Genomic DNA, 19,426 nt, shown 5'->3' on the forward strand with positions numbered 1-19,426 from the left:
AGCATCTAAGAATGTTACGATTATCGAAACATATCGCTCATTTATTCTTGTTATCACTACTATTTATAGGTAGTGCTATTGCTGCGCAGCCGCTTTGGCAAGTTATGCCAGAGACTATTAATAAAAGCGTCAGTGATCCGCGAGAATATAAAGCAATCAAACTCAACAACGATATGACGGTTTTACTGGTTTCAGACCCTAAAGCGACTAAATCGTTAGCGGCAGTTTCATTACCCGTCGGGAGTATTGAAAACCCGAACAGTCAGTTAGGGCTCGCTCACTACTTAGAACACATGGTGTTAATGGGCTCTAAAAAATACCCTGAGCCAAGTAGCTTCTCTGAGTTTTTACAAAAACACGGCGGAAGCCATAATGCTAGCACTGCACCACATCGTACCGCCTACTATTTTGAAGTTGAAAATGGAGCTCTTGAGGCTGCTACGGATAGACTAGCGGATGCACTCGCTGAGCCGTTACTTGACCCCGTGAATGCAGATAAAGAACGTAATGCTGTCAATGCTGAACTCACCATGGCTCGTGCGCGTGATGGTATGCGTATTTGGCAAATTCGTTCCGAAACGCTAAATCCTGCCCATCCAAACTCTCGCTTTGCAGGTGGAAATCTGGAAACGTTGAAGGACAAGCCCAATAGCAAGCTCCAAGATGAGTTAGTGAGTTTCTACAAACGTTATTACTCAGCAAACTTGATGAATGGCGTGTTGTATGGCGACCAATCTATTGAACAATTAGCGAAAATTGCCAATGAAACCTTTGGCCGTATTCCTAATTTTAATGCTTCAGTACCAGAGGTTACGATCCCCGCAGTGACGGATAAAGAAAAGGGGATTGTGATCCACTATGTTCCCTCTCAGCCACAAAAAGCATTGCAAATCGAATTTAGTATCAAAAACAATATGGCCGATTTTCGTAGCAAGAGTGATGAATACATCGGCTACTTAATTGGAAATCGTAGTCCGGGAACGTTATCTGATTGGCTTATTTCCCAAGGATTAGCAGAAGGTATCAGCGCATCTGCCTCGCCAAATGCAGATCGTAATTATGGTTCATTCTCTATCTATGTCACATTAACGGATAAAGGGTTAGCGGAACGAGATCAAGTTATCGCGGCTATTTTTGCTTATATTGATTTGATTAAAAACCAAGGGGTTAACCAAGATTATTTTGATGAAATAGCGAAAGTGCTTAATTTATCATTTCGTTATGGCTCTATTGTCAGAGACATGAACTATATCGAATGGCTTTCTGACCAAATGATCACTATGCCTGTTAATCACGTTCTAGATTCTGATTATGTTGCAGACAAATATAATCCTACGGCGATAAAACAGAGACTTTCTGAACTGACTGCGCAAAATGCACGTATTTGGTTTATTAGCCCGAACGAACCGAGTAATAAAAAAGCTTACTTTGTCGATGCGCCTTATCAAGTTGATAAAATCAGTGAAAAGCAGTTCACGGAATGGGCTGGTTTAGAGTCAAAAATGACTTTTAAATTACCAAAATTAAACCCTTATATTCCCGATAACTTATCCCTGATTAAAACGGATAAAGCGTATAAACATCCTGAAATGGTTTATCAGGAAGGGAATATACGTGTGCTGTATATGCCAAGTCAGTATTTTGCTGATGAGCCGAAGGCAAGTATTACGTTAGACCTGCGTTATAACGATCAAGATGAAACAGCAAAATCTCAAGTGGTAGGTTCTTTACTGCAATATATTTCATCGTTAAAAATGGATGAATTACAGTATCAAGCCTCCGTTGCTGGGATGTCGGTCTCTGTCTCTCAAGGGGTTGGATTACAGTTAAATGCGAGCGGCTATACTCAGCATTTATCGGAGCTATTTTTATCCATGACCAAGGTGTATTTAAGTTTTGAGCCAACAGAAAGAGAGTTGATTCAGGCAAAATCTTGGTACAAAGAACAAATCGAAGTGGCAAACAATGCGAAAGCATACGAGCTAGCCATGCAGCCATTGCAGCGCCTTAACAGTGTTCCGTATTTTGAACAGGAGCAACGGTTAGCTGCTTTAGACACGATCACTTTGAAAGATATTACGGACTACCGTAATTCCGTCGTTGAAGGTGCCGCCTTACAAGCATTAGTTGTGGGTAACATTACTCAGCAGCAAAGTGTTCAAACTATCCAAGATGTCAGTAAGCTGTTAAAGAGCAAAGGTAAAAATTGGTGGAGTGGTGACATCGTTGTGGTGAATAAAACCTATCTAGCCGATTTCCATAAGCAAGGTAATAGCAGCGATAACGCATTGGCCGAGTTATTTATTCCTGATGGTTATGACTGTATCGATGGTGCGGTTCTGTCTGGTATTTTATCTAAAATTGTTCAGCCATGGTTTTACGACCAATTACGGACCAATGAGCAACTAGGTTATGCCGTATTTGCTTTCAAGGTGGGGCTTGGTGATCAGTGGGGTATTGGCTTCTTGCTGCAAAGTAATGCCAAAACACCAGATTATCTCAATACTCGCTATCAAGATTTCTATAAAGTCACTTTGGATAAGCTGAAAAAATTACCTTCTGCTGAATTTGAACAATATAAACAATCGATTATTACGGAAATGAAACAGCCGCCACAAACATTCTATGAAGAGGTTGGGCGCTATGGTTCCGATTTTTCTCGTAATATTTTCAGTTTTGACTCCCGAGATAAAGTGTTATCGAGATTAGAGACTGCCACTCAAGCTGAAGTGATTGCATATTATGAAAATGCGGTTTTAAAACACCAAGGTTTAGCGATGGCATCTCAAGTTATTGGTCAGGGTGTTGATGAGACATCAGGGTATGCAAAACTGAAAAACTGGGTATTGTACCCACAAGCTTCAGATCTTCAGAAAATGTTACCTATCAAGGAAAATGTTGAGTGAATAAGGTGCAGATGAGTTCCCAATTGTTAGATGCCTATAAACTCCCGTTACGTGGACAGCGGTTAATTGAGGCATCGGCTGGTACAGGTAAAACCTATACGATAGGGATCCTCTATCTGCGTCTATTATTAGGTTTAGGGAATGAAAATGCATTCCCTCGACCTTTAAGTGTTGAAGAGATTCTGGTTGTGACCTTTACTGAGGCGGCGACCAATGAATTACGCGGGCGTATTCGTGAGCGCATCCATAAGATGCGTTTGGCGTGTTTACGTAATGGCTTGGGATTCGAATCGGAACCAGAATATCTCACACTATTAACGGAGTTACCGAGTGAAGAGCAACGCGCTTTTGCGGCGAATTGGCTATTAGCCGCTGAGCGCCAAATGGATGAAGCCGCTATTTACACCATTCATGGTTTTTGCCAACGAATGTTAGCGCACAATGCGTTTGAATCAGGCATTTTGTTTGAACAAACCATGATCCAAGATGAGTTTCCTATCCAGAAACAAGCATGTGCGGATTTTTGGCGTCGTCATTTTTATCCTCTGGATTATTCGATGACCAAAGTGGTTCATGCCGAGTGGAATGGACCTGAAGCACTCTTGAACGAGATTAAGCCGTTCTTGCAAGGGGATATTCCCGTTATTATCAATCAGCCGGAATTACCTGAAACTCTTGAAGAACGTCATCAACGTTTGATTGGTTTAATTCAGAATTTAAAAGATTTATGGACAAAAAATTCTGCTGATTTTGAAAAGCTAATTTCTGATTCTGATGTAGACAAACGCAGCTACAGCATACGTTATTTACCTACATGGTTAGAAAAAATAACCGAATGGGCAGAGAAAAGCACCGATGATTATCAACTGCCAAAAGATATCTTAGAGCGCTTTGCGCAATCTCGATTAGATGAAAAATCCAAAAGTGGTTCAGGGCCTTCTCATGTAGTCTTTAGGTTAGTTGATGAGTTGCTTGCCCAAGCGCTGACGATTAAAGATTTGATTATTCCTCAAGCGATTAGTGAAGTACGCCAGACTATTGCTCATGAGAAGCAAACACGCGGTGAGTTAGGTTTTGATGATCTACTGACTCGTCTAGATAGAGCGCTGCATCAAGATGGTGGAGCATTACTTGCCGAAGCAATTGCTAGGCGTTTCCCTGTTGCGATGATTGATGAGTTTCAAGATACTGACCCGCAGCAATATCGTATTTTTCAGCGTATTTATCGGGAAACTGATAACACTGCATTGCTGTTTATTGGAGACCCGAAACAAGCCATTTATGCATTCCGTGGTGCGGATATCTTCACGTATATTGCGGCGAAAAAGCAAGTTAGTGCTCACTATACGTTGGAAACAAACTATCGCTCATCTCAGCGTATGGTTGAAGCTGTAAATCAGGTTTTCCATCACGCTGAAAACCCATTTATTTTTGAACAAATTCCATTTCAAAGCGTTAATTTTGCGGCTCATAATAGCCACAAAAAACTTATCCATGATGGGAAAGAAGTGAAAGCGCTTACTTTCTGGCAGCAGCATGCTGAAGCGGTCTCTGTTTCGGAATATGAACAAGCCCTGGCACAGCAATGTGCGGCGCAAATAGGACAATATCTTGCTGGTGGTCTGCAAGGTTCAACCTACTTTGAAAACAAACAGCAGCAAATTCCTGTAGAAGCCTCGGATATTACCGTATTAGTTCGCAGCCGTCGTGAGGCGATATTGATCCGTGATGCACTAAATCAACTTAATATCCCATCGGTGTTCCAATCAAATCGAGAAAGTGTATTTGCGACCCAAGAAGCTAAAGAAATTCTCTGGCTATTATTGGCCGTATTAACACCAGAAAAAGAACGGGTATTGCGCAGTGCCTTAGCGACGGGATTATTGGGTTTAACGGCAGAAGATATTGATAGCCTAAATTACGATGAAAAAGCCTGGGAAAATGTCGTTGATGAGTTTGCTCACTATGCTGTAATTTGGCGTAAACGCGGTGTTCTTCCCATGTTACGTGGGATTATGTCTCAAAGACATATTGCTGAAACCTTGCTATCGGGTTCTGAAGGTGAACGCCGTTTGATGGATCTCATGCATATTGGGGAATTACTGCAAGAGATGTCTCTCCAGCTTGAAGGTGAGCACACACTAACCCGTTGGTTAGCGCAGCAGATTGCCCATCCTGACCATCAATCAGATGCACAACAAATGCGTCTTGAAAGTGATAGGCATTTAGTACAAATCAGCACCATTCATAAATCCAAGGGGTTGGAATATAAAATTGTTTGGTTACCGTTTGTCAGTAACTTCCTACCTCAATCAAAAGGTCTGTTTCACGACCGTGATGATTACATAGCGAAACTCGATCTTGATGATACAGAAGAGTATGTCGAATTAGCGGACGAAGAGCGCTTAGCCGAGGATTTACGTTTATTGTATGTGGCACTCACTCGCGCTATTTATCACTGTAGTGTCGGAGTCGCGCCGCTTATCAAAGGTAACCGTAAAAAAGCAGGTAATACAGATTTGCACCTATCCGCGCTGGGATATTTGCTGCAAAAAGGGCAAGAAGGTGACAGTGTTTTGCTCAGCAGCATGCTCGATGCACTCAGTAATGATGTGATTGATGTGCAACTGATAAACTCCCCTGAAATGGTAAGGCTGAATTTAACCAAAGAGACCAGCGATGAGTTATCTGCGAGAGTGGTTTCTCGACACTTTGATGATAGCTGGCGTGTAACAAGCTATTCGGGTTTGAGTTATAGCGCATCCCATGGAGAAGAAGAGCAAGCTTTATCGGCTGAGCAATTTGCTAACTCATTAGCCCCTAAGATGGATATTGAAGTTAGTCATGATGTCGAGGCACAAGAAATACAAGAAAATCAACTGACCCCCCACCAGTTTCCTAAAGGTGCTGCACCCGGTACATTTTTACATAGCTTAATGGAAGAAATTGATTTTTCAGGTGACATTTCTTCCGAATGGCTAGAAGAAAAACTGCAAGTAGCAGGCTTTGATACTCAATGGGTTCCTATGTTACAAGGCTGGTTGAATGCCATTTTGAATGTACCGTTAGCCGATGATGGGCTCTGTTTGTCGGCTATTTCAGCTCAAGATAGATTGGATGAAATGCAGTTCTATTTACCGATTGATAGCTTGCTCAGTGCAAAAGATGTTGATCGCGTTACTCACAAGTATGATCCTCTGTCAAAACATTGTCCTCCGCTTAATTTTGAGCAGGTACAAGGTATTTTAAAAGGCTTTATAGACTTAACCTTCTGTTGGAAAGGGCGGTTTTACTTATTGGATTATAAGTCTAACTATTTAGGCGAAGATGCCTCTTATTACACTCAAGAGGCGATGGCTGAAGCAATGATTGACCATCGATATGATTTGCAATATCAGCTCTATTCGCTGGCATTACACCGTTTTTTACAGCAGAGGATGCCAAATTACGATTATGAAACTCATTTTGGTGGCGTTTATTATCTTTTTTTACGGGGTACGGAACGCATAGATTCTCAAAATGGTGTCTTTTTCTATCGACCAACAATTGAATTTATCAGTGAGTTTGATGCGCTATTTCATGATGCTCAATCTAAGGAGCCACAATGATGAAAGCGTTGTTTAATCAAGCTATTGAAGTGCGTATATTCACACCTCTTGATGTGCAATTCGCTTATAACGTTGCAAATGAAGATAACCCGATTTTATTGTTAGTGGCTGCGCTGCTTAGTGCAGAAACTATGTCTGGGCATGTCTGCCTAGCGCTGGATGATATTCGTCCTGACGTGTTATTTATGGGGAGACACCCTGAATTTACAACTCAATTGTGGCACATGATTGGGGAACCAAATCAAGCCACTATCAGAGCGGCGTTATTATCGAGCGAATCCGTGAGTGAAGTCGGGGAAGAGTCTGTTGCTCCATTACTGCTATCAGGCGATTTTCTTTATTTCCAGCGTATGTGGCAATACGAGCAGTGCGTAGCTCACTTCTTTTCAGAGACTGAATTAGCTAATGTTAGTAATGATAATATTGTTAATAATGCTAAAGTTCAGCCAATTTTAACGGCGCTATTCCCTGAATCAACGCAGATAGATTGGCAGAAAATTGCCGCCGCCGTTGCGTTAACGAGTCGAGTTTCAGTCATTTCAGGGGGGCCAGGAACAGGTAAAACAACAACGGTAGCGAAAATTTTAGCGGCGCTGATTAAGTTAGGCCATCAGCAGCAGCATCGCTTACGTATTGAATTAGCCGCTCCAACAGGTAAAGCAGCCGCCCGTTTAACCGAGTCATTAGGGTATGCGATGAAACAGCTACCGTTAAATGACGATGAGCGTGAATTACTCCCCTCTCAAGCCAAAACATTACATCGACTATTGGGTGCTCAACCTGAAAGCCAGCAGTTTCGTTATCATCGAGATAACCCGCTTGCACTTGATATCTTAATTGTTGATGAAGCTTCAATGGTGGATTTGCCGATGATGGGCAAGCTTATTGAAGCACTGCCTGACTCTGTCAAACTGATATTTTTAGGCGATAAAGATCAGCTCGCTTCTGTTGAAGCGGGGGCTGTTTTAGGGGATATCTGCCGTTTCGCGAATAAAGGCTATAGTCCTGAACGAGCAGCTCAGCTGGAGCGATTGGCTGGATGCTCATTAAGTGAATTCACCTCAAATAAAGGGCCTGCTATCCGTGATAGCTTATGTCTATTAAGACACAGTTATCGTTTCTCTGCCGATTCAGGAATTGGTCAGCTAGCTTTCGCCGTCAATACCGGAAATGTGAAGCAGGTGGATGATATTCTTGCTCAGAATTTCACGGATATTCATAACTATATCCCTAGTGCCATGCCAGATAATGAAAGCGATGCCGAAGCCAAAATGAGCGAAAGTTACGCCAATATGTTACTAGATGCGGTCGGGTTTTATCAGCACTATTTATTAGCCGTTAAAGCGAGGGAAAAACCTGCTGATGTCTTACATAAATTTAATCAATACCGTCTACTTGCAGCATTAAGGGAAGGAGCTTACGGGGTTTCAGGTCTAAATGACAAACTTGAAAAATTACTTCATCGCCAAGGGTTAATTACAAAACCATATAACTTGAAGCATAAGCACTATGTTGGAAGACCGATTATGATCAGCCGCAATGATAGTGCACTAGGTCTCTTTAATGGTGATATTGGTATTATCCTGTTAGATGAAGAGCGCCAGATGAGAGCCTACTTCCAATTTCCTGATGGCACTATTCGTGGGATCCAACCAAATCGACTGCCAGCACATGAAACGGCTTACGTGATGACAGTACATAAATCTCAAGGTTCAGAGTTTGCTCATACCGCCTTGGTTTTACCTTATGTATATTCGCCGGTGATTACCCGAGAGCTCGTCTATACCGCGATGACACGAGCTAAGAACGAACTTTCATTGTATGGCAGTAAAAAAGTGTTACGTCGTGCGATAGAAACCCCCACTAAACGCCGTAGTGGCTTAGCGCTACAGTTTGAGCAGTTAAATTAATTCCCAGACATTTAAGGTACCAATATGGAAAATCAGCAACAAATGACCGCCGTGACAGTAACATTGAATGCCAAAATTGATCCTGCTCGCCGTGCAGATTTGGAAGATGCATTTGATCAAGCCATGGAGAAATTAGGCAAAGAGGGGCAAATCCAAGTCAGTGGTGGTGGCACCCAATTAGGTGAAAATGGCGAAGTTGCTGAGTGTGATATTGAATTGGCACTAAGTGATGCAAGTGATGAAAACATCAGCCTGATTATTCAAATGTTTTCGGCGATGTTAGCCCCTAAAGGCTCTCGCTTAACTATTCATGGTGAAGACGTTCAAATCGACTTTGGTGCGGATGAAGGGCTGGCGATTTATTTCAATGGCACAGATTTAGCTGATGAAGTCTATGAAAATAATGATATTAACGATCTTTTTGATCAGCTTGATGAAGCGGTCGAAGATATCGGTGGGATCCATGGTGTTTGGGATGGTCCAACAGAAACCGCATTCTATTTTTACGGTACCTCTTTTGCTGAAATGGAAGCGATTTTACGTCCACTGTTAGAGCAAAATCCACTGTGCGAAAAATGCCGAGTCGTGCAAATCGCTTAACTTAATATTAGGTCACATTAAAGAAAAACCCAGAGTATTACTTGAATATCTGGGTTTATGGACGCGAGTTAGAGATTATGGCGAACTACTCTGTTTGCCAACTTTCTGTAAGATTTCAAGCGGCTTGGCTTTTAATATCCAGCATTAAAATTTTTGATTTACGCTGATAGTTATAAAGTGCCTGCTTTTTGACTGGAAGCATCTCAATTTCTGCAGGAATAAAACCACGTTCTTGGAACCAATGAATGCTCCGAGTGGTTAAGACAAACAGTTTATCCAGCTCTAGTTGCTTAGCTTGCGTCATAACGCGTTGTAGCAGTTCTTCGCCCCGAGATGAGCTACGATAATCAGGGTGTACTGCCACGCAAGCCATCTCCCCAAGTTTTTCTTCGGGATATGGGTAAAGTGCAGCGCAGGCGATCACCAAATTATCGCGCTCAATAATCGTGAACTTATCGATTTCCATTTCGAGTTGTTCCCGTGAGCGTCTAACCAGAATACCTTGCTGCTCAAGAGGTCTGATTAGCTCTAAAATTCCACCAATATCATTGATATTCGCACGGCGAGTCTTTTCTGAGCTTTCCATGACTATCTGCGTACCGATACCATCACGGGAGAAGAGTTCTTGGATCAACGAACCATTTTCTTGATAGCTAAGTAGGTGGCTACGGCGTACACCTCGGCGGCAGGCAGAAGCTGCGCCACGCAAGAAGCGAACTGTTCCAGAGTAATAATCTCCTTCAGATTCTAATTCTTGGATCCGTGTTTCTGCCTCATTTGGGAATAGCTCAGACAGAATATTACCGTCCTTATCAGCCACCCCTTGAGATGAGCAGAAACCAATCAGTTTTTCGGCCTTGATTTTAACGGCAAGCTGAGTTGCAATCTCTTCCGAGGTGAGGTTAAAGCTTTCACCGGTTACAGAAACTGCCACAGGGCCAATTAACACGATAGATCCATTATCGAGTTGAGCATTGATAGCATCTTCGTTGATGCGACGAATACGACCGCTATGGCAATAATCAATCCCATCATCGACACCTAAAGGCTGTGCAATCACAAAATTACCACTCACAACGTTAATGTGTGCTCCTTGTAATGGCGTATTGCCTAAACTCATTGATAAACGAGCCGTAATATCAAGCTGCAATGCTCCAGAAGCTTGCTTAACATATTCAAGGGTATTCGCATCAGTGACACGGGTATGTTTATGATAAATGGCGTCATAATTATGCTCAGCAAGGATGTCTTCGATTTGAGGTCGAGCGCCATAAACAACGACAATACGAATGCCAAGGCTATGAAGTAGCCCTATATCATTGACAATACTAGGAAAATTTCCATGCGCAATTGCTTCACCGCCAAGCATGATGATAAATGTCTTGCCACGGTGGGCATTTATATAAGGTACCGAATGGCGAAATTCATCAACCAACTCGGTGCTGCGCTCTTTCATAATCACCCTCTTAACTGAATTTTTATTCGCAATAACTGTATTTTTATTCTTTTTGGCGGGAAATATCAAGTAAAAGTTAGGACAATAAAAGTAACAAATTTATTTTTAAGGTTTACATATCTCTAAATATAAATGGATATAATCACAACAATGCAATCTGCATATCAGATTATTGCCAATAAATGTTATTCGGCAATTGAGCATCATTAACTATTTAAATTACGCAAGTATGGTGTTTATATTGCATTGAATAGATGCGTGCTGGGATATAAATAGAATAGATTGGTAATGACAAAGGATGAAGAACTAGATAGAGTGCGAATTAGTCGCTAATATATTATCTCTTGTCTTAGATATTATTAAACTTTTCAGGATATAGATTCGGAATTATTGATGAGTCATCAAGATCACAGCCCATCAAAACGTCGCCTATTGCAAGGTGCGGCGGCAGTTATGCTATTAAGTGTCAGCCCATTCGGTTTTGCTGCCAGTAGTAGCGTTGTTGCTGTTCGTATTTGGCCAGCCTCGAGTTATACCCGTATTACTCTAGAATCCAGCATTCCTTTAAAGTATCGCCAGTTTGTTTTAAACAATCCTGAGCGTATTGTTGTTGATTTAGAGGGCGTTCAATTAAATAACGTTCTTAAGAATATGGGAAGCCAAATTCAGTCTCGAGACCCTTACTTAAAATTAGTGAGAGTCGGGCAGTTTGATCCTAAAACGGTACGTTTGGTTTTTGAAGTTAAAAACAAAGTATCTCCTCGATTCTTTACCCTACCGCCAGTCGCTGAATTTAAACACCGTTTAGTTATGGATTTCTATCCGGGTAAAGGCGTTGAAACCAACGATGACCCATTATTGGCGCTCCTTGAAGATTACAACAAAGGTGATTTAGAAGAGAGCATGCCAGTACAGGCGAAAAAACCAGGGAAAGCGGGTACCGATAGGCCGATTGTTATTATGATTGACCCAGGGCATGGAGGGGAAGACCCCGGTGCGATTGGTAAGTATAAGACCCGTGAAAAAGATGTGGTTTTACAAATCGCCCGTCGCTTGAAAACGCTGATTGATAAAGATCCGAAAATGCGGGCATATATGACGCGTAATGAGGATGTCTTTATTCCATTAAAAGTCCGCGTGGCGAAAGCGAGAAAAATGCAGGCTGATTTGTTTGTTTCTATTCATGCGGATACCTTTACCAACCGTTCAGCGAATGGTTCATCGGTCTTCGCACTCTCCACGAAAGGGGCAACCAGTAACACGGCGCGTTACCTCGCTCAAACGCAGAACGAAGCTGACTTAATTGGTGGGGTGAGTAAAAGCGGCGATGCGTATCTCGACCATACCATGTTAGATCTGGTGCAAACTGCAACGATTAATGACAGCTTAAAGTTTGGGGATGAAGTTTTAAAACGTATGGGGCGCGTTAACCGGCTACACAAAAACAAAGTGGACCAAGCTGGCTTCGCGGTATTAAAAGCCCCCGAAATTCCATCTATTTTGGTGGAAACAGCCTTTATCAGTAACTTAGAAGAAGAGCGTAAACTCAAAACCGCTAAGTTCCAACAGCAAATGGCTGAGTCGATTTTTGAAGGGATCAAAGCTTATTTCCGTAATGGAGGCGAGTTAGCTATCCGTAATTAATCGTGATATTTTTCGTGTCGAAGAAGGTGGCAAACAGTAATGTGAGTCGCCTTTTTTATTGGCTGAAAACAAGAAATTAAGTGATTAAAAATCTGTTTGGGTTTTGATATGACTAAGAAAGACAAAGAAAAGAATAAATAAGAAGAGAAAAAAGAATTGGTTGCGGGGGCTGGATTTGAACCAACGACCTTCGGGTTATGAGCCCGACGAGCTACCAAGCTGCTCCACCCCGCGACTGAAGAGGTTAAATATATCAGGAATTGGTTGCGGGAGCTGGATTTGAACCAACGACCTTCGGGTTATGAGCCCGACGAGCTACCATGCTGCTCCATCCCGCGCCTGAATATTTCACTACTTTGGGATACTACTTTGATTTTACTGCTGAACTTACTTTGACTGAATCAAGTTTGACTAAATCAAGAAATTGGTTGCGGGGGCTGGATTTGAACCAACGACCTTCGGGTTATGAGCCCGACGAGCTACCATGCTGCTCCACCCCGCGTCCGATAGCGGGCACTATACTCGGGATGAGATCTGATGCAAGTTTTTTCGTGTTTTTTTTTCATTTTTCATCAAGTGGCGTTTAAAAATCGCACAAAATGTAGTTTTTTTGTTCTTTAAAGGTTTCTAACCCAAAAATAACCCCACTAAATATTTATACCCGTTTCATTCTCAATTTGGGTTTGCTATTGTGCGCTTCATATTGGATATGTGTTAGGTGGTATAAAGATGAATTCATGGCAGAAAGGGTTAATCGCGGGCGTCTTCTTTTCTTTATTGGCAGGGTGTCAATCTCATCCAACAGATAAAGGGCAACAATATAAAGACGGTAAATTGCACAGTGACTTGCAACAAGTTAATCAAGTTAACGTGCAAGGACGACCAATAAATGCGCCGGATTTTAATCGCCAAGTGACGGAAATTCAAAATGCATCACCACGCTTATTCAACAACAATAATGAAACTTACCACGCAATAGAAAACTGGTTAATGGCAGGGGGCGATCCTGCTCAATTATCGCGTTTCAATTTGTCGGCTTTCCAAATGGAAGGGATGGACAATTACGGAAACGTCCAATTCACGGGGTACTACACGCCTGTGATTGAGGCTCGACGCTCGCCGCAAGGTAATTACCGCCATCCATTGTATGGTATGCCGTCAAAAAGCAAAGGGCGCTTACCTAGCCGTGCACAAATATATAATGGCGCGCTCAGTAACAATCTGATCCTGGCTTACAGCGATTCTCCTGTCGACAATTTTATGATGGAAGTGCAAGGCAGTGGTTACGTGGACTTTGGCGATGGTAGCCCACTGAATTTCTTCGCTTATGCAGGCAAAAATGGTCATGCATATAAAAGTATTGGTAAGGTGCTGGTTGATAGAGGCGAAGTGCCTTTAGAGAAAATGTCCCTACAGGCTATTCACGACTGGACAAACACGCACAGTGAACAAGAAGTGCGTGAATTACTTGAAAGTAATCCATCGTTTGTTTTCTTTAAACCGCAATCTTTCGTCCCTGTAAGGGGTGCAAGTGCAGTGCCATTAGTGGCAAAAGCATCAGTAGCATCGGATAAAACCTTGATCCCACCGGGAACCGCATTGCTAGCCGAAGTTCCTGTGTTAGATGGAAATGGGAAATTTACGGGTAGATACGAAATGCGTATGATGGTAGCCCTCGATGTGGGCGGCGCAATTAAAGGGCACCATTTCGATATTTATCATGGAACAGGGCACGATGCAGGGAAAATGGCCGGTTTTTATAACCACTATGGTCGAGTGTGGGTTCTGAAAAAAAGCCAACCTGTTTTTAGTGCGATGTAGCCCCTATTTACTGTTTATTAAGTTTTCGTTTTAACTAAGGTTGTTTGTGATTATGCTAGCTCAGCTTTCTGATGCGTGGATGCAGCGATTCGCTGGAATCGGGCGTTTATATGGGCAACAAGCCCTTCATCTTTTTGCACGTTCACATGTGTGTGTTATTGGCGTGGGCGGCGTCGGCGTATGGGCTGCTGAAGCATTAGCGCGTTCAGGAATTGGCGCTATCACCTTGATAGATATGGATGATATCTGCGTGACAAATACGAATCGCCAACTTCATGCATTGAAATCAACAGTGGGGCTACCTAAAGTTGATGTGATGAAAGAGCGCATTTTGGCAATCAACCCTGAGTGTACCGTGAATGTTATCGATGATTTCATTACGGTGGATAATGTGGCTGAATACCTCTCTTTGGGATTTGATTACGTTATTGATGCCATTGACAGTGTAAGACCAAAAGCGGCGCTGCTGGCGTATTGTCGACGTTTTAAAATTCCTATCGTGACGACGGGGGGCGCAGGTGGTCAAATTGATCCAACCCAAATTCAAGTCGCGGATTTAGCAAAGACAGTTCAAGATCCTTTGGCAGCGAAATTACGCGAACGCCTGAAATCAGACTTTAATATCGTGAAAAATGGCAAAGGTAAATTGGGAATCGATTGTGTGTTTTCGACGGAGCAGTTGGTCTATCCACAAAGTGATGGAACAGTATGCGCGGCAAAAAGCACAGCAGATGGTTCAAAACGTATGGATTGTGCATCAGGATTTGGTGCGGTCACGATGGTAACAGCCAGTTTTGGCTTTATTGCGGTGTCCCATGCGTTGAAAAAGATGGTTGCAAAGGCACAAAGAGAAGTTAAACAGTAGAATTGAGGCTACGATGTAGCCTCAATGGGATAATCATTCTGCTGGGGTCATTTCACCCGCAATGTTTTTGATTGCTGTAATTAGTGCGTGGATCCCATTTTGGCGGGATTCACTGAGTTGCCCTGTTAGACCTGTTTGACTAAAAATATCTTCAAAATCAGTCTCTAAAATTTGCTGTGCATTTTTCTGTTCAACGCAGGCGAGCAAAATAGCAAATAACCCTTTCACTACACGACCTTCGCTATCCCCATAAAAATGGAATGTATCATCATCATTGAGAATAGCGCCAATCCATACACGGTTTTCACACCCTTGAACTTCCTGAGTCTGCTGCTTTTCTTCTTCTGTGAGAGAGGGTAGTTTTTTCGCGAGCTGAATGAGTAAGCGATATTTATCTTCCCACGCTTTTTGTTTGGAAAACTGTTCAACGATTTCGTGAATGACAATTTCTGTGCCAAATGGATGAGAAGCCAGTTCATGTCGAGACAAAGTCATTAGATTACCTTTTAATCATTTAAAATCGAAAGTGCAAATTTCACTGAATCAATAAATTTATCAATATCTTGCTTGTTGTTATATGGCATGGCTGAGATGCGTAAACAGCCGCTAATATTGAGTGAATCCATCAATGGTTGAGCACAATGTTGTCCATAGCGTAATGCAATTTTCTGTTCGGTCAAGAAAAGCCCTAAATCACTATGGTGAATATTGTGGAAATTGAAAGATAAAAGCGGTGAATTTTGAGTTCGATAGAAAATCGCGCCTTCGAGCTGAGAAAGCTGCTCATAGGCATAGTCTATCAGAGCACAAGTATAGGCTTCTGCTTGCGTTAAGTTTTGCGTTGAAAGCCACTCAAGCACAGCTGAAAAGGCTATTACACCCGCGATATTCGGTGTTCCAGCTTCAAATCGCTGAGGAATTGGGGCGAGGGTGAAGCCTGAAAAATCAACATGATTCAACATTTTACCGCCGCCATGCCATGGGCTCATATTGGCTAAATGCTCGGGTTTTCCATAGCAGATACCTAAACCTGTAGGCCCATATAATTTGTGCGCTGAAAAAGCGTAGAAATCTACATTGGTTTCCATGACGTTAAGAGGGTGGTGCACAACGCCCTGAGCGCCATCAACAACGATTTTTGCACCAAATTGATGGGCAAGTGTGGTTATCGCGTTAATGTCCGGCTGGTAGCCCGTTACGTTAGACATTTGCGTTACTGCAACAATTTTGCTTTTGGTGTTCAAGAGTGATTGCAGCGTATTGAGATCTAAGGTTAAGTCAGGAGCCACTGTCCATTTAACAATCTTTGCGCCTGTCTGTTGTGCCAACATCAGCCAAGGCAGCAAGTTTGAGTGATGCTCAGTCTCACTGACAATAATTTCATCACCTGCTTGGAGTTTTTCACGGAAATAACTCTGTGCAATCAAGTTAATAGATTCAGTAGTGCCACGTGTCCAGATAATGGATTTTTCGTCCGGTGTTTGGATCAATTTTGCTGTGAATACGCGACCTTGTTCGTACAAGCGAGTAATTTTTAATGCTTCAGGAGATTGCCCTCGATAGACCGAACTGCCAGAAAAGCGATAGTAATCATCAGAGGCGTTGATCATATCCAACGGTTTTAGGGCGGTGGCGGCGCTATCAAGGAAAACAATATCAGAGCCGATGGCTGGAAATTGCTGACGAAATTGAGGGGCGTTAAAGTTATCCATTATGCTGATTCTTTGATGTTAGCTATCCAACAGGTGAATGTGGCTGTGGTTATGAATGTGCGTTGATTATGATAATAACGGAAAACAGCGAATAAGTAGATGGAGATAAAAAATGTTATTCAGTTATCGATCATTAGAAATAATTTGTTACACTTAACAGGAAGATTTTTGCGCAAATTTTTGAATAATTGCGCGCCTGAAAAAAGTTAACGCACTAAATCGATGAAGGTTTGCTTTTTAACCTAATGGTTAAATTTAATTTAAGATGCGTTTTTTGGGCTTTTTTACTCGAAATCCGATGGGATAATGTTTTTTTATCTTTCATAATGGATTTTATGGCGCCCAAAATAAAAAAAGCACCGCGCTTAGGCGGTGCACTATAAAAATCACTATGGACAGACAGGGTAAATGTACAGGAAGTGAAAAAAACAGTAGCAATCGCTACAAAGCCTGGATTAACCAGACAACTTGCAAACACAACATCACAACCACAAAGCCAAAAGTTTCAAAGTAACTAAACTCTGCAACTTTTCGTTCCGGCTTAGGAAGTGCGCATACTATAGGTATTTACTGGCGTATCCTCAAGGGACAATTTATAATGCTTCGGATGAGAAAAACTAATGCGTATAACGAAGCTGAGTCGAAGAGATTATGTCTAAAAGATTACCGCCTTTAAATGCTCTGAGAGTGTTTGATGCCGCCGCCCGTCATTTAAGTTTTACTAAAGCGGCAGATGAATTATTTGTGACACAGGCAGCTGTCAGTCATCAAATAAAAAGCTTAGAAGATTTCCTCGGATTAAAGCTATTTCGCCGTCGAAATCGTTCATTGCTGCTGACGGAAGAGGGGCAAAGTTATTACCTTGATATTAAAGAAATTTTCTCGTCTTTAAATGAAGCAACGAGAAAGCTTCAAGCCAGAAGTGCAAAAGGCGCACTAACTGTAAGCTTATCGCCAAGTTTCGCGATACAATGGTTGGTTCCTCGGCTTTCTGGATTTAACCAAGCTTTCCCAGGTATTGATGTACGTATTCAAGCAGTTGATCGGGAAGAAGATAAACTAGCGGATGATGTGGATGTTGCCATTTTTTATGGCAGAGGAAACTGGACTGGCTTAAGAACGGACAGACTCTACGCCGAATATTTAATGCCAGTGTGTTCACCTTCGTTAATGACCGGAGGGAATCAACTGAAGAACCCAGAAGATTTAGCGAAGCATACGTTGCTTCATGATTCTTCTCGCCGTGATTGGCAAGCTTATGTTAAGCAATTAGATTTGCAAAATATTGTGAATGTGCAGCAAGGACCTATTTTTAGCCATAGCGCTATGGTGATCCAAGCAGCAGTTCATGGGCAAGGGGTGGCATTAACCAACAATGTGATGGCAAAGAATGAGATTGATGCTGGCAGATTGGTGTGTCCGTTTAGCGAAGTATTAGTCAGTAAAAATGCATTCTATCTGGTCTGCCAAGAGAGTCAGGCCGATTTAGGGAAAATAGCGGCATTTCGTCAATGGATCCTTGCACAAGCAGCCAGTGAGCAAGAAAAGCTTGGCTTTATTACCAATGACCAAGATTTGACGCATATACAATAATCAAACAGTTAAAACGAAGGTGCTATTGTGAATAGTCGTTTGATGTTAATTTTTGCAGGGATTAGTGGATTTTTTATTGTTGCATTTGGCGCCATTGGCTCTCATGCACTTTCTCCAATTATGAGCGCTCATCAAATGGCTTGGATTGAAACAGGGCTGCGTTATCAAATGTTTCATACCGTTGCATTAATGGTGCTGGGTGCGGTATTACTGCGTAAAGTCATTTTGTGGTTCTATTGGGCGGGCGTATTTTTCTCCGTAGGCATACTTCTTTTTAGCGGTAGCCTTTATTGTATGGCCTTATTGCAGGTAAAATACTTCTCTTATTTTACGCCAATAGGTGGCGTTTGCTTCCTCGTTGGCTGGCTTTTAGTTGTTATTGGCGCTATGCGTCTAAGGAAATCGGCGTCACGCAATGAGTAATAAAATTGCATTATATTGCCGCCCGGGCTTTGAAAAAGAGTGCGCAGCAGAAATTACAGATAAAGCAGGGCAACGCGAAATTTACGGTTTTGCCCGCGTTAAAGAAAATAGCGGTTATGTTATTTTCGAATGTTATCAATCTGAGGATGCAGACATCCTTGCGCGCACGCTTCCATTTCGTGAATTGATTTTTGCTCGCCAAATGTTTGTAGTGGGTGATTTATTAAAAGATTTACCGCCAGAAGATAGAGTTACACCGATTGTGAACGCGCTTAGCCAACAGGTTGAGAGAGCGGGGGATCTGCGTGTTGAAGTTGCGGATACCAATGAATCAAAAGAATTAATGAAATTCTGCCGTAAATTTACGGTACCTCTGCGTAATGCGTTACGCCAAGAGAAAGTTTTATTGGCGCAAGAGAACTTTAAACGCCCAGTCGTCCACGTGTTCTTTATTGCGCCGGGGTGCTGCTATACTGGTTATTCTTATTCGAATAATAGCTCGAATTTCTATATGGGGATCCCGCGCTTGAAGTTCCCATCGGATGCACCAAGCCGTTCGACGTTAAAGCTGGAAGAGGCTTTCCATGTGTTTATTCCTTATGAAGAGTGGGATGAGCGCCTTGCGAGTGGCATGAAAGCGGTGGATTTAGGCGCATGCCCTGGGGGATGGACTTACCAGCTCGTCAAACGCAGCATGATGGTGGAAGCGGTAGATAATGGTCCAATGGCGGAAAGCCTGATGGATACAGGACAAGTTCGACATCACCGTGAAGATGGTTTTAAATTTAAGCCAACCTCTCAAAATATCACGTGGCTCGTATGTGATATGGTGGAAAAACCTGCCAAGGTTGCTGCATTAATGACTCAGTGGCTGCAAGAAGGCTGGTG

At 42.4% G+C, this 19,426-nt stretch carries 13 protein-coding genes and 3 tRNA genes; 10 read left to right on the forward strand and 6 right to left on the reverse strand.

Features of this window, described 5'->3' with window-relative positions:
* Window positions 1–11 precede the first annotated feature (11 nt).
* The 4 genes from ptrA to GKR71_RS12650 are packed head-to-tail and all read left to right on the forward strand — an operon-like array spanning window position 12 to window position 9,024.
* The gene (gene ptrA / locus GKR71_RS12635) at window positions 12–2,906 is read left to right on the forward strand and encodes a pitrilysin (protein ID WP_154634361.1); all 2,895 of its coding nucleotides are present in this window, start codon (window positions 12–14) and stop codon (window positions 2,904–2,906) included.
* Window positions 2,903–6,514 carry an exodeoxyribonuclease V subunit beta gene (gene recB, locus GKR71_RS12640; protein ID WP_230085074.1) on the forward strand — a complete coding sequence of 1,204 codons (3,612 nt, stop codon included), beginning with the start codon at window positions 2,903–2,905 and terminating at the stop codon, window positions 6,512–6,514. The genes ptrA and recB overlap by 4 nt, the downstream gene beginning before the upstream one ends.
* Complete coding sequence (gene recD / locus GKR71_RS12645) at window positions 6,514–8,424, forward strand: exodeoxyribonuclease V subunit alpha (protein WP_154609940.1); 1,911 nt, start codon at window positions 6,514–6,516, stop codon at window positions 8,422–8,424. Before recB ends, recD begins: the two co-directional genes overlap by 1 nt.
* Before the next feature lie 24 nt (window positions 8,425–8,448).
* On the forward strand, window positions 8,449–9,024 hold the full coding sequence (locus GKR71_RS12650; RefSeq protein WP_036956323.1) for a hypothetical protein: 576 nt from the start codon (window positions 8,449–8,451) through the stop codon (window positions 9,022–9,024).
* Between the two features lie 115 nt (window positions 9,025–9,139).
* Here the strand turns inward: GKR71_RS12650 and argA are convergent, their stop codons facing one another.
* Window positions 9,140–10,480, reverse strand: coding sequence for an amino-acid N-acetyltransferase (argA, locus tag GKR71_RS12655; RefSeq protein WP_154634362.1), 1,341 nt, complete (start codon window positions 10,478–10,480; stop codon window positions 9,140–9,142).
* A gap of 393 nt (window positions 10,481–10,873) precedes the next feature.
* Here argA and amiC point away from each other — a divergent pair, with 393 nt between their 5' ends.
* Complete coding sequence (amiC, locus tag GKR71_RS12660; RefSeq protein WP_154634363.1) at window positions 10,874–12,124, forward strand: N-acetylmuramoyl-L-alanine amidase AmiC; 1,251 nt, start codon at window positions 10,874–10,876, stop codon at window positions 12,122–12,124.
* A 157-nt stretch (window positions 12,125–12,281) separates the two neighbouring features.
* Here the strand turns inward: amiC and GKR71_RS12665 are convergent.
* From GKR71_RS12665 to GKR71_RS12675, 3 genes are all read right to left on the reverse strand, one after another.
* Window positions 12,282–12,358, reverse strand: a tRNA-Met gene (locus GKR71_RS12665).
* Window positions 12,359–12,385: 27 nt separating this feature from the next.
* Window positions 12,386–12,462, reverse strand: a tRNA-Met gene (locus GKR71_RS12670).
* A gap of 87 nt (window positions 12,463–12,549) precedes the next feature.
* Window positions 12,550–12,626, reverse strand: a tRNA-Met gene (locus GKR71_RS12675).
* Between the two features lie 227 nt (window positions 12,627–12,853).
* Between GKR71_RS12675 and mltA the strand changes: the two genes are divergently transcribed.
* Window positions 12,854–13,945: a murein transglycosylase A gene (gene mltA / locus GKR71_RS12680; protein WP_036956326.1), complete on the forward strand. Its 1,092-nt coding sequence runs from the start codon at window positions 12,854–12,856 to the stop codon at window positions 13,943–13,945.
* A gap of 52 nt (window positions 13,946–13,997) precedes the next feature.
* The gene (tcdA, locus tag GKR71_RS12685) at window positions 13,998–14,810 is read left to right on the forward strand and encodes a tRNA cyclic N6-threonylcarbamoyladenosine(37) synthase TcdA (protein ID WP_154599804.1); all 813 of its coding nucleotides are present in this window, start codon (window positions 13,998–14,000) and stop codon (window positions 14,808–14,810) included.
* Window positions 14,811–14,843: 33 nt separating this feature from the next.
* On the opposite strand, the gene csdE is transcribed toward tcdA, so the two are convergent.
* Together csdE and csdA are read right to left on the reverse strand one after the other, a co-directional pair.
* A complete protein-coding gene (gene csdE, locus GKR71_RS12690; protein ID WP_108478490.1) occupies window positions 14,844–15,305 on the reverse strand; it encodes a cysteine desulfurase sulfur acceptor subunit CsdE in 462 nt (153 codons plus the stop codon).
* An 11-nt stretch (window positions 15,306–15,316) separates the two neighbouring features.
* Window positions 15,317–16,522, reverse strand: coding sequence for a cysteine desulfurase CsdA (gene csdA, locus GKR71_RS12695; protein ID WP_154599805.1), 1,206 nt, complete (start codon window positions 16,520–16,522; stop codon window positions 15,317–15,319).
* Between the two features lie 651 nt (window positions 16,523–17,173).
* Here csdA and GKR71_RS12700 point away from each other — a divergent pair.
* The 3 genes from GKR71_RS12700 to rlmM form a co-directional block, all read left to right on the forward strand.
* Window positions 17,174–18,115 carry a transcriptional regulator GcvA gene (locus GKR71_RS12700; protein ID WP_036956330.1) on the forward strand — a complete coding sequence of 314 codons (942 nt, stop codon included), beginning with the start codon at window positions 17,174–17,176 and terminating at the stop codon, window positions 18,113–18,115.
* A 27-nt stretch (window positions 18,116–18,142) separates the two neighbouring features.
* A complete protein-coding gene (locus GKR71_RS12705; protein ID WP_036956331.1) occupies window positions 18,143–18,538 on the forward strand; it encodes a DUF423 domain-containing protein in 396 nt (131 codons plus the stop codon).
* Window positions 18,531–19,426 (forward strand): 23S rRNA (cytidine(2498)-2'-O)-methyltransferase RlmM (rlmM, locus tag GKR71_RS12710; protein WP_154634364.1); only part of this gene is annotated, 896 nt, incomplete at its 3' end. The genes GKR71_RS12705 and rlmM, both read left to right, overlap by 8 nt.

The sequence above is a fragment of the Providencia sp. wls1922 genome (assembly GCF_009706505.1).
Taxonomy (GTDB): domain Bacteria; phylum Pseudomonadota; class Gammaproteobacteria; order Enterobacterales; family Enterobacteriaceae; genus Providencia; species Providencia lanzhouensis.

Bases quoted from the DNA above. Each gene is read 5' to 3' on its own strand.
- ptrA (WP_154634361.1), top strand. From the start codon at position 12: ATGTTACGATTATCGAAACATATCGCTCATTTATTCTTGTTATCACTA.
- recD (WP_154609940.1), top strand. From the start codon at position 6,514: ATGAAAGCGTTGTTTAATCAAGCTATTGAAGTGCGTATATTCACACCT.
- GKR71_RS12650 (WP_036956323.1), top strand. From the start codon at position 8,449: ATGGAAAATCAGCAACAAATGACCGCCGTGACAGTAACATTGAATGCC.
- argA (WP_154634362.1), bottom strand. From the start codon at position 10,480: ATGAAAGAGCGCAGCACCGAGTTGGTTGATGAATTTCGCCATTCGGTA.
- amiC (WP_154634363.1), top strand. From the start codon at position 10,874: ATGAGTCATCAAGATCACAGCCCATCAAAACGTCGCCTATTGCAAGGT.
- mltA (WP_036956326.1), top strand. From the start codon at position 12,854: ATGAATTCATGGCAGAAAGGGTTAATCGCGGGCGTCTTCTTTTCTTTA.
- tcdA (WP_154599804.1), top strand. From the start codon at position 13,998: ATGCTAGCTCAGCTTTCTGATGCGTGGATGCAGCGATTCGCTGGAATC.
- csdE (WP_108478490.1), bottom strand. From the start codon at position 15,305: ATGACTTTGTCTCGACATGAACTGGCTTCTCATCCATTTGGCACAGAA.
- csdA (WP_154599805.1), bottom strand. From the start codon at position 16,522: ATGGATAACTTTAACGCCCCTCAATTTCGTCAGCAATTTCCAGCCATC.
- GKR71_RS12700 (WP_036956330.1), top strand. From the start codon at position 17,174: ATGTCTAAAAGATTACCGCCTTTAAATGCTCTGAGAGTGTTTGATGCC.